The organism is Marinobacter sp. B-21, from assembly GCF_056857895.1.
Genome location: NZ_JBSXNZ010000080.1, coordinates 61,363 through 77,092 on the forward strand (window position 1 = coordinate 61,363; position 15,730 = coordinate 77,092).

General features: G+C 60.1%; 14 protein-coding genes and 1 pseudogene. 14 read left to right on the forward strand and 1 reads right to left on the reverse strand.

Translation table 11 applies throughout. The annotated features are described in order from the left end of the window. Positions 1-215 precede the first annotated feature (215 nt). The 8 genes and pseudogenes from AC13C0_RS13170 to AC13C0_RS13205 form a co-directional block, all read left to right on the forward strand. Positions 216-1,733: a hypothetical protein gene (locus AC13C0_RS13170; RefSeq protein WP_162893717.1), complete on the forward strand. Its 1,518-nt coding sequence runs from the start codon at positions 216-218 to the stop codon at positions 1,731-1,733. 137 nt (positions 1,734-1,870) lie between these two features. Next, entirely contained in the window at positions 1,871-2,587 is a 717-nt protein-coding gene (locus AC13C0_RS13175; RefSeq protein ID WP_117618698.1) for a response regulator, read from the forward strand. Continuing rightward, a complete protein-coding gene (locus tag AC13C0_RS13180) occupies positions 2,574-4,046 on the forward strand; it encodes an ATP-binding protein (protein WP_117618697.1) in 1,473 nt (490 codons plus the stop codon). The genes AC13C0_RS13175 and AC13C0_RS13180 overlap by 14 nt, the downstream gene beginning before the upstream one ends. 177 nt (positions 4,047-4,223) lie before the next feature. Continuing rightward, positions 4,224-5,483 (forward strand): ABC transporter substrate-binding protein, encoded by a 1,260-nt coding sequence (locus tag AC13C0_RS13185; RefSeq protein WP_117618696.1) that lies wholly within the window; start codon positions 4,224-4,226, stop codon positions 5,481-5,483. Positions 5,484-5,536: 53 nt separating this feature from the next. Then, positions 5,537-6,463: a carbohydrate ABC transporter permease gene (locus AC13C0_RS13190; RefSeq protein WP_117618695.1), complete on the forward strand. Its 927-nt coding sequence runs from the start codon at positions 5,537-5,539 to the stop codon at positions 6,461-6,463. Continuing rightward, complete coding sequence (locus tag AC13C0_RS13195) at positions 6,456-7,325, forward strand: carbohydrate ABC transporter permease (RefSeq protein WP_117618694.1); 870 nt, start codon at positions 6,456-6,458, stop codon at positions 7,323-7,325. The genes AC13C0_RS13190 and AC13C0_RS13195 overlap by 8 nt, the downstream gene beginning before the upstream one ends. A gap of 18 nt (positions 7,326-7,343) precedes the next feature. Next, a complete protein-coding gene (locus tag AC13C0_RS13200; RefSeq protein ID WP_117618693.1) occupies positions 7,344-8,462 on the forward strand; it encodes an ABC transporter ATP-binding protein in 1,119 nt (372 codons plus the stop codon). Between the two features lie 76 nt (positions 8,463-8,538). Continuing rightward, positions 8,539-8,694 (forward strand): annotated as a pseudogene (locus AC13C0_RS13205) (IS630-like element ISCARN21 family transposase); the annotation flags it as partial. Between the two features lie 41 nt (positions 8,695-8,735). Here the strand turns inward: AC13C0_RS13205 and arsB are convergent. After that, positions 8,736-9,803, reverse strand: coding sequence for an ACR3 family arsenite efflux transporter (gene arsB, locus AC13C0_RS13210; RefSeq protein WP_117618692.1), 1,068 nt, complete (start codon positions 9,801-9,803; stop codon positions 8,736-8,738). A 93-nt stretch (positions 9,804-9,896) separates the two neighbouring features. Here arsB and AC13C0_RS13215 point away from each other — a divergent pair, with 93 nt between their 5' ends. From AC13C0_RS13215 to AC13C0_RS13240, 6 genes are read left to right on the forward strand one after another with little or no spacing between them, the layout of a single operon-like run. Then, positions 9,897-10,661: a metalloregulator ArsR/SmtB family transcription factor gene (locus AC13C0_RS13215; protein ID WP_482954532.1), complete on the forward strand. Its 765-nt coding sequence runs from the start codon at positions 9,897-9,899 to the stop codon at positions 10,659-10,661. 46 nt (positions 10,662-10,707) lie between these two features. Then, a complete protein-coding gene (locus AC13C0_RS13220; protein ID WP_117618690.1) occupies positions 10,708-11,712 on the forward strand; it encodes an ArsJ-associated glyceraldehyde-3-phosphate dehydrogenase in 1,005 nt (334 codons plus the stop codon). Between the two features lies 1 nt (position 11,713). Continuing rightward, positions 11,714-12,931, forward strand: coding sequence for an organoarsenical effux MFS transporter ArsJ (gene arsJ / locus AC13C0_RS13225; RefSeq protein ID WP_117618689.1), 1,218 nt, complete (start codon positions 11,714-11,716; stop codon positions 12,929-12,931). 19 nt (positions 12,932-12,950) lie between these two features. Continuing rightward, on the forward strand, positions 12,951-13,589 hold the full coding sequence (locus AC13C0_RS13230) for an ABC transporter ATP-binding protein (protein WP_117618688.1): 639 nt from the start codon (positions 12,951-12,953) through the stop codon (positions 13,587-13,589). After that, on the forward strand, positions 13,576-14,373 hold the full coding sequence (locus AC13C0_RS13235) for an ABC transporter permease (protein ID WP_117618687.1): 798 nt from the start codon (positions 13,576-13,578) through the stop codon (positions 14,371-14,373). The genes AC13C0_RS13230 and AC13C0_RS13235 overlap by 14 nt, the downstream gene beginning before the upstream one ends. Before the next feature lie 23 nt (positions 14,374-14,396). Beyond that, positions 14,397-15,566 (forward strand): MFS transporter, encoded by a 1,170-nt coding sequence (locus AC13C0_RS13240; RefSeq protein ID WP_482954533.1) that lies wholly within the window; start codon positions 14,397-14,399, stop codon positions 15,564-15,566. Positions 15,567-15,730: the final 164 nt, after the last annotated feature.

Genomic DNA, 15,730 nt, shown 5'->3' on the forward strand with positions numbered 1-15,730 from the left:
AGCCCCTTGCCTCTGGCCGGTCTGACCAATGTAACCAGGGTGTTGCATTCGTCTTACACTTTGATACCTCTCCCGGAAATGTTCCCGCCTATAGTGAAATTCGCGGTTGGTCCTGGCTGAGAAAGCCGCTGCCATCGTCGGCACACTGCCGCGGATGCTCACTGCAAGCTGCAGTCAAATTACAAAAAAATCTCATAAAAACAAAAGGAGAAGGCATGTTCGAGCAACAACGACTATTTTCACCTGCCTGTGCAATTACTAATGATAATCCCGCACGTCGGCATTGTTTTTCCCCCACGAATCTCGTCACACTGTGTGTCATCCTTGGTCTTGGTTTTGCCGCGCCCGGCCACGCAGAGACATTTCGGGACGCTTTCAAGTCCAGCATTGTCGACGACGCCAGCATATCGGGCAATCTTCGTATCTACGATTTTCGTCGCCGCAACTCCGGTAACGCTCCCTACCCTGTGCCGCAGGGGACAGTGGCGGAGCAAGGTCAGTCTTTTGACCGTCGTGGCACAGCGTATGGCGGCGACATATCCATGTCCACCGGGAGTCTTTATGGCTTCAGTGCCCATACCTCCCTTTTCACGACGCATCCGTTGGTCAGTTACGATGACGGCGTCTATAAAGGGCTCCTCGGGCAGCCTCAGGACCTGAACCAGCTCACCGAAGGTTTTCTGCAGTATCAGGGGCAGGGTCTGCGTGTGCGTGCCGGGAGACAATTGATTAATACTCCCTTTGCCAACACCGATATGTATACCCTCCTGCCAAGATCTTTTTACGGAGTTTCAGGAACTCTCTCGCTGTTCGATTCTTTTCAGAAACACGGTCCGCAGGAGGTCAGAAATTCGCAATATGAAGTGTCGCAATACATGCCGTTTGCTTATGATGCGGGTTCTTCAACTCCCGATATGAAACTGTATTTCGGCCGGTTCACGCGTTCGCTTGGTCGCTTCACGGACGAATGGAGTAATCGCAATACAACTGGCTACCCGGTCGGCGCGCAACCCGGCCTTTTGACAGCCGGGCTGCAGTATCAGCAGCAAACTTCGGCGGGGGGGCTGCTCGGGCAGGCATGGTTCTACAATTTTTTCAATATTGCGAAAATGGGATACGTTGAGGCGGGTTACCAACTTCCACCGCTTGCACGCAATGGACTTCGCCCCTTTGTGCGCTTGCAGGCGCTGCATGAAACGGATTCAGGCTCGGCGGCGCTTGGTCAGATCGACGCTGCTATCTATGGCGGTAAACTCGGTGTGCAGGGGCCGAACTGGAAAGCATCAATACTGGCGCAGTATTCTCCGGTCAATAAGGGCACTTTCCGCAATGGTGGTTTCGTTCACCCCTATTCTGACCTCAGCGGGACCTTATTCGATGATACGATGAACGCGGGCATCGAAAACAGTGGCCCCGGAAGAGCTTATGGTGTCCGATTAAGTGGCTCTGTCACAAACAACCTGTCCATGTTCACCCGTTATGTCTGGCACAAAGCCGCTTATGGATTCAACGGCAATTATTACGATTTCAGTGGCAGCCAGGGTTACCCCGCCAACGCGGTTATCAAGAAGGGACAGATCGGCTACGGTTTCGATGTCGGCTTCACCTACCAGTTGGCGGGAGTGAACCCGAATCTTGAAGGGCTCTCGGTCAGCAACAATCTGGGTGTCGTGGGCTGGAATGGTCAGCCTACCTTTTTCAATAATCGCCTCAGGCTGATTTATCAGTTTTAAGGAGACGGAGGCGTCGCAAGGCAAGGCATTCGCTGTTTTCTATTCCCGGGCGCCCAAACAGGGTTTTTGCTTTACAATTTCAGGGCGTACTCTTGTCGCATGAATAACAAAAAAGTTAAGTCCATGAATGCAAATCCATGAATGATAGTAAGGCATTGATTCTGGTTGTTGACGACGATGTCGCTATCCGGGAGTTGTTGGAGGAGCACCTGACCCGTGTGGGGTACGGAGTGCTGACCGCAGCGGATGGCGAACAGATGCAGTCCCAACTGGATTCCGCCCATGTCGATCTTATTGTGCTTGATGTAATGCTGCCCGGTGACGATGGCTTTACCCTTTGCCGGCGGATACGGGAACAGTCGAGAGTGCCCATCATCATGCTGACAGCAAGTTCCGACGAAACCGACCGGGTGGTAGGTCTTGAGCTGGGCGCTGATGACTATCTCGCCAAACCATTCAGCGCCCGGGAGCTGCAGGCCAGAGTCAAGGCCTTGCTCCGAAGAGCGAGTTTTGCCCGATCTGACAACCCTCGGTTCCTACTCTTTGATTGCTGGCGCCTCGACACACTTGCCCACGAATTGATCTCGGAAGATGGCGAGACGGTCCCCCTTTCCGGAGCCGATTTTGCACTGCTGCAGTTGTTTCTGGCCAACCCCAACGAAGTGCTGGACCGGGACACCATTTCCGATGTAACCCGGGGGCGCGAGTCCATGCCCCTGGATCGGGTTGTGGATGTGGCGGTCAGCCGCTTGCGCCAGCGTCTCGGTGATCATGGGCGAAATCCAAAATTGATAAAAACAGTCCGGGGAGCGGGATATGTTCTGGCCGCTTCGGTAAGACATGCCAGCGAGTAACCGCAGGGGAGAAGGCAAACCACGCCGGTCATGGCGGCTGGTGCCATCGTCCTTGCTGGGGCGGATCCTGCTGCTGACATTGCTGGCCATGGGAGTTGCCCAGGTGGTTTCAAGTCTGGTCTGGGTCGGCACTTTCCGGGCCCATCAGATTGAAGGTCTGGTCAGTACTACCCGTAACCTGGCCTATTCGGCGGCGGCCACCACACAGTTCTTCAAGTCTCTGCCCTTGCAGTACCGACACATTGTTCTCGACCAGTTGCGGGACATGGGAGGCTCCCGGTTTTTCGTTTCGCTCAACGACAGACGCATCGACATGAAAGCCTTGCCCGACAGTGAGCGCAAGCAACTAGTCAGAGAGGAGGTACTTTCGGTTCTCAGGAGTCGGTTGGGTAATAGCGTGAATTTGCATGTTGATTTCGTTCACCCGGATGATCTGCGGATTCTGAATGCCGAGCTGCCACTGGATGCCCTGCCAAGGAGCTGGGCGCACTATGCGCTGACTCTTGAGCCCATCAAACCGCCGGTGTTGGTCACCCAGGTTGAGGTCGCCGACGGGGAGTGGTTATATCTTGCCTCTCTGTTGCCGGCGCCCTATGTCTCGCTGGAGGACGAGAGCATTCCGGGCCAGCAGATTCTGTTCATCCTGGTGATGATTGGCATTCTGTTTCCGGTGCTGGCCTGGCTGGTGCGTCAGCAGACCCGCCCCCTGCGCACGCTTGCCAAAGCAGCGCGAGACTTGCCTCTGGATGAAAAACAGCCGCCGTTGAGTGAGCAGGGTAGTGCTGAAATCGTTGCCGTTACCCGTGGTTTCAACACCATGCGTCGACGCCTGCAGAGCTTCATCGGTGACCGGGACCAGATGTTCCGGGCCATCTCCCACGACCTCCAGACCCCCATCACCCGCCTGCGCCTGCGGGCCGACCTGATCCAGGACGACGCCATGCGGGGCCGGTTGGAGGATGACCTGCTGGAGCTGGAACTGCTGGTGAAGGGCGCGCTGCAGTCCCTCAAGGACACCGACATACACGAGAACGTGGAGCCGGTGGACATTGAACGGTTGGTGGCGCGCATGGCCGAGGCCTACCGGGACGGCGACCAGTCGCTGGTGACGGTGCGGGGCCACAGCCTGCCGTACCGGGGCAAGCCGCTGGCCCTGTCCCGCTGCCTGGGCAACCTGCTGGACAACGCCGTCAAGTACGGCGAGCGGGCGGTGATCACCCTGGAGGACTCCGCCGACCGTCTGTGGATTCGGGTGGACGACCGGGGGCCGGGTATCCCCGAGGCCGCGCTGCCCCGGATCTTTGACCCCTATTACCGGCACGATTGCCAGCACCAGGAGGGCCACGGCCTGGGCCTGGGCATTGCCCGCAACATTGCCCACAATCATGGCGGCGAACTGACCGTGGACAACCGCCCCGGCGGCGGCCTGCGGGTAACCCTGGACCTGCCCCGCCGCTAATCCGCCGTGTCCCGGACCGCCCTACGGGGCCGCGCCCGCTATGTAACAAGCCTGTCACATCGGGTTTTCAGTTTGATACTTAGCCGGCCAGCCCCTTGCCCTATACTCGTTGAGTGATTCTTGACCGATTGGCCCCTGGCTGCCGGTCGTCGCTGACAAAAATAACAAGGAGTCTGTATGAACCGCATGACCCGTACCCTTGGCGCCCTGGCGCTGTCTTCCGCCCTGATGCCCCTGGGTAATGCCCAGGCCGGTGAAGTGGAAGTCCTGCACTGGTGGACCTCCGGTGGCGAAGCGCGCGCGGCCGCCGCCCTCAAGGAAATGATGGTTGCGCAGGGCCACACTTGGAAAGACTTCGCGGTGGCCGGCGGTGGCGGTGAGGCTGCCATGACCGTGCTCAAGACCCGCGCCGTTTCCGGCAACCCGCCCGCCGCCGCCCAGATCAAGGGCCTGGACATCCGGGAGTGGGCAAAGCTGGGCTTCCTGACCAGCCTCGACGACGTTGCCGCTCAGGAAAACTGGAACCAGCTCATTCCCCCACGCATTGCCGACGTGATGAAGTACGAAGGCCATTACGTGGCGGTGCCGGTAAACGTGCACCGGGTCAACTGGCTGTGGGTGAACCCGGAGGTACTGGCCAGGGTGGACGCCAAGGTGCCCACCACCCTCGACGAGTTTTTCACCGTCGCCGACAAGCTCAAGGCCGCCGGCATCATTCCGCTGGCCCACGGTGGCCAGCCCTGGCAGGACGCCACCGTGTTCGAAGCGGTGGCACTGGCGGTACTCGGGCCGAAGGACTACAGCCGGGCGTTCGTGGACAACGACATGGACGTAATCAACAGCGCGAAAATGGAAGAGACCTTCGCCAGGTTCGCTAAGGTGATGAGCTACGTGGACGACAACGCCGCGGGCCGGGACTGGAACACCGCCACCGGCATGGTGATAAAGGGCGAGGCAGCCATGCAGATCATGGGTGACTGGGCCAAGGGTGAATTCACTGCCGCCGGCCTGACGCCAGGCAAGGACTACCTGTGCGCTCCGGCGCCGGCCACCTCGGGTGACTTTACCTTCAACGTGGATTCGTTCGCCATGTTCAAGCTGAATAACGAGGACAACGTGAAGGCCCAGAAGGACCTGGCCCGCACCATCCTGTCGCCGGAGTTCCAGACCGTCTTCACCAAGGCCAAGGGCTCCATCCCGGTGCGCACGGACATGGACATGTCGGATTTCGACGCCTGCGCCCAGGACTCCATGGACGCCTTCAGGGCCACCGCCAAAACCGGCGGGCTGGTGCCCAGCTTCGCCCATGGCCTGGCCAACACCAGCTACGTGCAGGGTCAGATTTTCGATGTGGTGACCAACTTCGCCAACTCGGACAACCCGGACCCGGCCGAGGCCACCGATCAATTGGCGGCTGCCATCCAGGCCGCACTGTGATCTGACCGGGGCCACCGCGTCGGTGGCCCCGTCGCTGCTTCCGGAGAACCCCCATGGAACAGATCCAATATCATCCCGCGCGAGTGGCCAGGGCGCCGTCGCGTCTGCTGGACGGGCTCCAGCGCTGGCTGCCGAAGCTGGTGGTGGCCCCCACCTTTGTTCTGGTAGGCATTGGCGTGTACGCCTTCATGCTGTGGACCGGCGTGCTCTCGTTCACCAGTTCCAGCTTCCTGCCGGTGTACGACTTTGTCGGCTTCGATCAGTACGCCAAGCTGATGGCCAATGACCGCTGGCTGACTGCCTCCGTCAACCTGGGCATCTTCGGCGGCCTGTTCATTCTAAGTTGCCTGGTTATTGGAGTGGTGCTGGCTATTTTTCTGGATCAGCGGATCCGTCAGGAAGGCGCTATCCGCACCATCTACCTCTATCCCATGGCCTTGTCGATGATTGTCACCGGCACCGTGTGGAAGTGGATCCTGAACCCCAGTCTGGGGCTGGAGAAGCTGATGCATGACTGGGGCTGGACGTCATTCAGTTTCGACTGGCTGGTGAGTTCGGATATGGCCATCTACACCATCGTGATGGCTGCTGTCTGGCAGGCCTCCGGGTTCGTTATGGCCCTGTTCCTGGCGGGGCTTCGTGGGGTGGATTCTGCCATTATCCGGGCCGCCCGGGTCGATGGCGCCAGCCTGCCGCTGATCTACTGGAAAATCATCCTGCCCTCCCTGCGGCCGGTGTTCTTCAGTGCGGTGATGGTACTGGCCCACATCGCCATCAAAAGCTTTGATCTGGTCATGGCCATGACCGCCGGTGGTCCGGGCTACTCCACCGATCTGCCGGCGGTGTTCATGTACGCCCATACCTTCACCCGGGGCCAGATGGGCCTGGGGTCGGCCAGTGCCATGCTGATGCTGGGCGCCATACTGGCGCTGATCGTGCCTTACCTGTACTCGGAACTGAGGGAGAAACGCCATGACTGATGTGGTTCGCCCGGGCTTTCGTCCCAGCCGCGTGGCCATCTATGGGCTCCTGCTTCTGGCCGCGCTGGTGTATCTGATCCCGCTCTTCATCATGCTGGTGACCAGCTTCAAGACGCCCATGGACATTCGCACCGGCAACCTGATGGCGCTGCCCACGGACTGGACCACCATCGGCTGGACCAAGGCCTGGTCCGAGGCCTGCACCGGTGTCCAGTGCGAGGGCATACGCGGGTATTTCTGGAACTCGTTCAAGATGACCGTGCCGGCGGTGCTCATTTCCACGCTGCTGGGCGCCTTCAACGGTTATGTGCTGTCCAAGTGGAAGTTCAAGGGCTCCGACCTGTTCTTCGGCATGCTGCTGTTCGGCTGCTTCGTGCCGTTCCAGGTGGTTCTGCTGCCCATGGCCGCAACCCTGGGCAAACTTGGCCTGGCCAATACCACTGCTGGTCTGGTTCTGGTGCATGTGATCTACGGGGTGGCTTTTACCACGCTGTTCTTCAGGAACTACTACGTGGCCATTCCAGATGCCCTGATCAAGGCCGCCCGGCTGGACGGTGCCGGCTTCTTCACCATTTTCTTCCGCATCCTGCTGCCGATGTCCACGCCCATTTTCATGGTGTCGCTGATCTGGCAGTTCACCCAGATCTGGAACGACTTCCTGTTCGGGGTGGTATTTGCCAGTGGCGACAGCCAGCCCATCACCGTGGCGCTTAACAACCTGGTAAACACCAGTACCGGGGTGAAGGAATACAACGTGGATATGGCTGCGGCGATGATTGCGGCGCTACCGACGCTGGTGGTCTATATCGTCGCCGGCAAATACTTCATCCGGGGGCTGACCGCCGGATCTGTCAAAGGCTGACCTGAGAGGACAACAACAATGTCTCAACTGGAACTGCGGAGCATCCGCAAAACCTACCCGGGAGTTGCCGAGGAAACCCTCAAGGGCATCGATATCGACATCGCTTCCGGGGAATTCCTGATACTTGTCGGCCCGTCCGGCTGTGGCAAATCCACCCTGATGAACACCATCGCGGGCCTGGAAACCATCACCGACGGTGCCATCGTGCTCGACGGCAAGGATATCTCCAGCATGGAGCCGAAAGACCGGGACATCGCCATGGTGTTCCAGTCCTACGCCCTGTACCCGACCATGTCGGTGCGCGAGAACATCGCCTTTGGCCTGAAGATCCGCGGCCTGCCGAAGCACGAGATTGATCAGGAAGTGGAAAGGGTGGCCGACCTGCTGCAGATTTCCCAGTTGCTGAACAAGAAGCCGGCGAACCTCTCCGGCGGTCAGCAGCAGCGGGTGGCCATGGGCCGGGCCCTGGCCCGCCGGCCGCGCATTTACCTGTTCGACGAGCCGCTCTCGAATCTTGACGCCAAGCTGCGGGTGGAAATGCGTACCGAGATCAAGAAACTGCACCAGCGCCTGAAAACCACCATTGTGTACGTAACCCACGATCAGATCGAGGCCATGACCCTGGCGGACCGGATTGCCGTGCTCAAGGACGGTGAGTTGCAACAGCTGGGTACACCGAAAGAGGTTTACGACCGGCCGGAGAACCTGTTTGTGGCCGGCTTCATGGGCTCACCGGCCATGAGTTTTGTGCCGGTGACTGTGGAGCAGGGAGAAAGCGGTCTGCAGGCGGAGGTACGTGGTAACGGCGGACGGGCCATCAAACTGCCGGTACCGGAATTTCTAGCCGACCGCGTGGGCCGGGACGTGATTCTGGGCATCCGCCCGGAGCACATCACCCAGCCCCAGGATCAGAAAAACGACCAGACCCTCGTGGCCAGGGGCGAATTCACCATCGAAGTGACCGAACCCACGGGCCCGGACGTCATCGCGCTGATTCAGCTGAACGACACCAACGTGCACTGCCGGATCGACCCGGAGCACCCGGTGGAGTGGGGTGAAACCGCCGAATTGATGTTCGACATGAAGAAGGTGGTGTTCTTCGACCCGGACAGCGGTCGGCGCATCGCCCCGGCGTGAGCGGTGGCCGGCCAGTCAATTGAGAGTGGCCGCGCGCAGGGCGCTCTCCCCGTCCAGCCTGAGGGCAGTTACCCCGAATACCCGGCCGAATCCGATTTACACGGTCAGTGTCGATGAGAAGCCAGGGGTGCAAGCGATTGGTTTGACGGCTCCCGACTTGCCGCCGGTTCCGGGCAAGGCGCCGACTGTGAGCCGGAATTATGAGTATGTTCACACGCCCAAGCATGGTTCCTGGCTCAACCTGATCGAATGTGCCTTCTGATGTTGATCAATTCACGCAGGAAACCTGTCCCGGGTCTTGTTGGCAATGCGCACCAGCATCAGCATCAGCGGCACTTCCACCAGCACGCCAACCACCGTCGCCAGGGCGGCGCCGGATTGCAGGCCGAACAGTGCGATGGCGGCGGCTACGGCCAGTTCGAAGAAGTTGCTGGCGCCGATCATCGCGCCGGGTGCCGCAATGCAGTGGCGCACTTTCCACAGTCTGGCCCAGCCGTAGGCCAGGAAGAAGATCAGGAAGGTCTGTACGATCAGCGGCACGGCAATCAGCACAATGTGAAGGGGGTTGTTCAGAATCACTTCGCCCTGGAAGGCAAACAGCAATACCAGGGTGACGATCAGCGCTGCTGGCGTGACCGGCCCAAGGCGCTTCATGAACACCTCGTCGTACCAGCGCTGGCCGTGGCGGGCAATCAGCGTGCGGCGGGTCAGGTAGCCGGCGGTCAGCGGTATTACAATGTACAGCACCACCGACAGGAACACGGTATCCCAGGGCACCTGAATATCGGAAATGCCAAGCAGGAACACCACAATGGGTGCAAAGGCGAACAGCATGATGAGGTCGTTCAGTGACACCTGCACCAGGGTGTAGGCGGCATCGCCTTTGGTCAGGTAGCTCCAGACGAACACCATCGCGGTGCAGGGCGCGGCACCCAGAAGAATCGCGCCGGCCAGGTATTCGCTGGCCAGTTGCGGGGCAATAAACGGCTCGAACACCACCGTCAGGAAGAACCAGGCGATGGCAAACATGGTGAACGGTTTGATCAGCCAGTTCACGATGGTGGTAATGGCCAATCCTTTGGGCTCTTTGCGCACGCCGACCACGGCACTGAAATCGATCTGCGCCATCATCGGAAAAATCATCGCCCAGATCAGGATGGCGATGGGGATGGACACCTGGGCGTATTCAAAGCGGGACAAGGTCTCTGGTACCGACGGTGTCAGCTGACCCAGGGCCACGCCGGCGATGATCGCCAGGGCCACCCAGACTGACAGGTACCGCCCGAAAAGGTCCATGCCTTCGGAGGACGGCGTCACCCTAACTTCCCTGGTGTTGTCCATTTTAATGTGAGGTCCCCCTTTACTCGGTGCGCTGGAGATTCTATTATGCATTAAAATATATATGTGGCAACTCAAATATACGGAATTGAAGATATGAAGCGCCGCGTTTTGTTCGTCTGCACCGCCAACAGTGCCCGCTCACTGATGGCGGAAGCGTTGCTCCGGGACGTGGCGGGGGACCGGTTTGAGGTGGCCAGTGCCGGTACCGAGCCAACCAGTCCGCACCCTATGGCATTGCAGGTTCTGGAGGAAGCCGGCATCTCCACGGAGGGTCTGCACAGCAAGCGGTTGGCGGATGTGCAGGGGAGCGACTGGGATTACGTCATTACTCTCTGCGAGAAAGCCGCCCACGAATGCGGCACCCTGTGCCAGCCGGCCCAGCCGATTGCCTGGGATTTTGCCGACCCGGTTCCGGCAAACCGCCACGGGACCTTTGCCCTGACGCTCAAGGAAATCAAAGAGCGTATCGCACTTTTTGCCCTCGTCCATCAGAAAGAAACCGGGTCAAAACCGTTCAGTTATGACCCGGTGGCGGTGTTCAAGGCATTGGCCGATGACTTCCGCCTGGCTGCGCTGCTGCTTATCCGGAACCAGGAACAACTCTGCGTCTGCGAGCTGACCGAAGCCTTTGGCGTCTCCCAGCCCAAAGTCAGCCGGCACCTGGCGACCCTGCGGGAGGTTGGCATGCTGACAACGGAGCGCCGGGGGCAGTGGATTTACTATTCGCTGAATCCACAGTTGCCTTCGTGGCTGGTTCGGGTGCTGGACGAAACGGCCACCAGCAATACCGCATTGATTAAGAGCCCGCTGGAGCGGCTGCAGGCCATGGCGGAACGGCCGGCTGTCCAGTGCCTGTAGTCATTACGTTGTTTACTGGATTGACCAGACCCTTCAGGAGCACATCATGAGCAAGATCAGAATCGGAATTAACGGATTTGGCCGCATCGGTCGCCTGGCCTTGCGGGCTGCCTGGGGGTGGCCGGAGATGGAATTTGTCGCCATCAACGATCCGGGTGCGGATGCCGGCACCCTGGCCCACCTGCTCAATTTTGACAGCATCCATGGCCGCTGGCGCCATGACGCCTCTGCCGATGGTACGGAGATTGTTATCGAGGGGCAGCGACTCCGCGTGACCCACAACAAGACCATCGGCGAAACCGATTGGTCCGGCTGCGACCTGGTGATTGAGGCCAGTGGCGTCAACAGGAAAGTCAGCGCCCTGCAGGGGTACCTGGACCAGGGGGTGAAGCGGGTGGTGGTTACCGCACCGGTGAAGGAAGCAGGTGCCAGGAATATCGTGGTCGGCGTAAACGACGACATCTTTGATCCTGCCAACGACCGCATCGTCACGGCCGCCTCCTGCACCACCAACTGCCTGGCGCCGGTGGTAAAGGTGATCCACGAGAAACTGGGCATCAGGCACGGTTCGATCACCACCATTCACAGCCTCACCAACACCCAGACCATCATCGATGCGCCCCACAAGGATCTGCGCCGGGCCAGGGCCTGCGGCAGTTCGTTGATCCCGACCAGCACCGGTTCCGCGACGGCGATTATCGAGATCTTCCCGGAACTGAAAGGGCGGCTGGATGGCCACGCGGTGCGAGTGCCTTTAACCAATGCGTCGCTGACCGATTGCGTGTTTGAAGTGGAAACACCCACGGATCGCGACACCGTGAACCAGCTGTTGAAAGCAGCGGCAGAGGGTGAATTGAAAGACGTTCTGGGATATGAGGAACGCCCGCTGGTGTCCATCGACTACAAGACCGACCCGCGTTCCTCCATCGTTGATGCCCTGTCCACCATGGTGGTCAACGGTACCCAGGTAAAAATCTATGCCTGGTACGACAACGAGTGGGGCTACGCCAACCGCACCGCCGAACTGGCGCGCCGGGTGGGCTCGGCGTGATATGACGGCCGCCATCCGACAGTACCTGATTATCACCGGTAACTACTGGGCTTTCACCCTCACCGATGGTGCCCTGCGGATGCTGGTGGTGCTGCATTTCTACCAGTTGGGCTATTCGCCGCTGGAAATCGCCCTGCTGTTCATCTTCTACGAGTTTTTCGGGGTGGTGACCAACCTGGTGGGCGGCTACCTGGGCGCCCGCGTGGGCCTGAACCGTACCATGAATATCGGGCTGGGCCTGCAGATTGTCGCGCTGGCCATGCTGGCGGTGCCGGCGGCCATGCTCACCGTGCCCTGGGTGATGGCCGCACAGGCACTCTCCGGTATCGCCAAGGACCTGAACAAGATGTCCGCCAAGAGCGGCATCAAGTTGCTGGTGCCGGATGAGCAGCAGGGCACCCTGTACAAGTGGGTGGCGATTCTTACCGGCTCCAAGAATACCCTCAAGGGTGTGGGGTTCTTCCTGGGTGGCGTGTTGCTGGTGGCCGCTGGCTTTAAAGGTGCGGTCGTGATCATGGCAGTGGCGCTGGGCCTTGTGTGGCTGGCGAGCCTGTTCCTGCTCAGGCGGGAGCTGGGCAAGAGCAAGGCGAAGCCGAAGTTCCGTGAAATCCTGTCCAAGAGCCGGGCGATCAACGTACTGTCCGCCGCGCGCATGTTCCTGTTCGGGGCCCGGGATGTCTGGTTTGTGGTGGCCCTGCCGGTGTATCTGCACACGGTATTTGGCTGGGATTTCTGGCAAGTGGGCGGTTTCATGGCCATCTGGATTATCGGCTATGGTTTTATCCAGGCCATCGCGCCCCGGATTACCGGGAATAGGGAAGGCAAGCAGCCGGCCGTGCTCTGGGCGGCTGCCCTGGCGTTGATTCCCGCCGCCATTGCCAGTGGCCTGCTGGCTGGCTGGTCGCCTCAGTTTGTCGTCATCGGCGGTCTGCTGCTGTTCGGGGTGCTGTTTGCCATCAATTCCTCCCTGCACAGCTACCTGATAGTCTCCTACGCCAGGGGTGATGGCGTGTCCCTGGATGTGGGCTTTTACTACATGTCCAACGCCGCCGGACGACTGCTGGGAACGATTTTGTCCGGTTGGGTCTATCAGGCTTATGGCCTGGAAGCATGCTTGTGGATATCCTCAGTGTTGGTGGTAATGGCAGCGATGTTGTCGCTCCTGTTGCCAGATCGTCGCGCCGTGGCTGTCTCGCAAACCGGACGACCAGCGTCGTGACCGGCCTGGAGGCTTGTGAATGGTTCGGAGTTGCCCGGGCGAGCCGGTTTTGAAGGCACTATTGCTGGAAGGCGTCCGTGTCGGCAGCCTGGATGAGGTATCGATGGCTGTGCCCGGAGGGCAAGTGGTCTGCTTGTCCGGGCCTTCCGGCAGCGGTAAAAGCCGGTTGCTGCGTGCCGTTGCAGACCTGGAGCCCCATGGCGGCAGCATCTCGCTCAATGGCACCGATCAGCTTTCCCTGCCAGCGCACCAGTGGCGCAGGCGTGTGGTGATGGTGCCGGCGGACAGCCAATGGTGGTTTGATGATGTGGCTGCTCACTTCCCTGGTACGACTGGTGACCTGCTACCACCGGCGCTGGGTTTTCCTCCAGAGGTGATGGGCTGGTCGGTCAGCCGGCTGTCTTCCGGGGAGCGGCAGCGTCTGGCGCTCTGGCGCGCCCTTGCCATGCAACCGGAAGCGCTGTTGCTGGATGAACCTACTGCCAATCTGGATGGCGAGACCACGGAAACCATTGAAATCTGGCTGCTTGAGGAGATTCGACGGCGGCAGATTGCCACCCTCTGGGTTGCCCACGACCCGGCGCAGATCCACCGCGTCGCCAATGCACACTACCGGATTTACGGAGCCAGACTGGAGCCTGTCCATGGACGTGATTGATCTGGTCTGGTGGAAACTCGGGCTGGCAGCTCTGCTGATTCTGGCCCTGGCGGTGACCGGGTATCTGGCCCGACTGGGCATTACCCGCAACCTGCTGGTTGCCGCTTTGCGCACGGTCATCCAGTTAGCCCTGATCGGACTGGTGCTGGAGGTCCTGTTCGCCTCCTCCGGGTTCTACTGGATTGCCCTGATGGCATTGGTCATGCTGCTGGTCGCGGGCAGGGAAGTGGTAGCGCGCCAGAGCCGGCGGCTGCAGGGAGGGTGGGCCTTTGGTATTGGTACCGGGGCTATGTTCGTGTCCTCCTTTACTGTCACGGTGCTGGCGCTGAGCGTGGTGATCGGCCCAACCCCCTGGTATGCCCCTCAATACGCCATTCCGTTGCTGGGTATGATGCTCGGCAACACCATGACCGGTGTCAGCCTGGCACTGGACCGGCTGAACGAGTCGGTCTGGCGGCAACGGGCGGTCATCGAGAACCGGCTGATGCTGGGGCAAACCTGGCAGCAGGCACTGGAGGATATCCGGCGGGAGGCCATGCGCAGTGGCATGATGCCTTCGATCAACGCTATGGCGGTTGCCGGTATTGTCAGTTTGCCGGGCATGATGACCGGTCAGATTCTGGCGGGCAGTCCGCCTGCGGTGGCGGTGAAATACCAGATTCTGGTGATGCTCATCATCACGGCAGGCACCGGTTTTGGTGCAGTGATGGCGGTCTCCTGGGGTGGCCGCAGACTGTTTGATGATCGAGAACGTTTGCGTCTGGACCGGTTGGTAAAGTCCTGAGCCAGGGAGAAAAGACAACAATAATGATCGACCTGCTAAGACGTTACCCCCTGCCTGTTATCGTGCTGGCCCAGTTGTTCGGTACTTCCCTGTGGTTCAGCGTTAACGGCGTCTGGTTATCGCTCTCCGGCGAGCTGGGCCTCACGGAGACCGATCTGGGCCGGCTGACGCTGGCGGTCCAGGCCGGCTTTATCGTGGGCACTCTGACCATCGCTGTAACCGGGCTGGCGGACCGGTTTGGCGCCAGCCGGATTTTTGCGGTGTCGAGCCTGCTGGGGGCATTGGTGAACGGTGGATTTGTTTTTGCCGCCCATCTGCCACCCCTGGATTTCCTGCTGCGGTTTGCCACAGGCCTGTGCCTGGCCGGTATCTATCCGCTCGGCATGAAAATGGTCATTGCCTGGACACCGAAATACGCCGGCGCGGCCCTGGCGTGGTTGGTGGGCATGCTGACACTTGGCACCGCATTGCCTCATCTTATGCGCGGCGCCACATTCGGCCTGCCCTGGGAGTTGCCGTTACTGGTGGCATCGGTGTTGGCGCTGGCTGGAGGTGCCATGGTGTTCCTGTTGGGTGACGGGCCGCATCTGCCCAAAATCAGTGGTCCCATACCCCTGAGTCAGGGTCTGGCGGCATTGCGTATACCCAGGTTTCGGGCGGTCGCCGGTGGCTACTTCGGGCACATGTGGGAGCTTTATGCCTTCTGGACGCTGACGCCCTTACTGATTGGCCGGGAGTTGCAGCGTTTGGGTGCGGATGACGGGCTCATCCCCTGGCTGGCTTTTGCCGTAATCGGAATAGGGGCAGCCGGTTGTATCGGTGGCGGCAGACTGAGCCGTACCAAGGGGAGCGAATGGGTTGCCTGGCGGGCCCTGATGCTTTCAGGAACTGTTTGCCTGGTATACCCCTGGTTAAGCGGGCTGTCGCCGGTGCTCCTGATTGCCTTGCTGTTTGTCTGGGGGCTTGCGGTAGTCGCGGATTCGCCGCAGTTCTCCGCCCTGGCGGCGGCCACGGCGCCGCGGGAATCGGTAGGCTCGTCGCTGGCGGTAATGAATGCCGTGGGGTTCGGGCTCACCTTGCCGGCCATCTGGCTGACCAGCGGCTTGTGGGGTGACCTGGGGGTCTGGGTGGCGCTGCTGCTGGTGCCCGGCCCGGTATTCGGGCTCTGGTCGCTGGGCCGGGCCAAGGCGTAGGCCGGTTTACCGGTATTCCGACAGCCCGACAGCCAGAACTCTGCGGATGTGTGAGCGTCTTGCCCTGGCCGGGCTTTTTGACGAATTGCGCAAGCTTGGTTCGGCAAGCTGTCCCACCGCTTGTGGCTGATAGCTGCCCCGCCTAGACTCAAAGCAGTCTGACA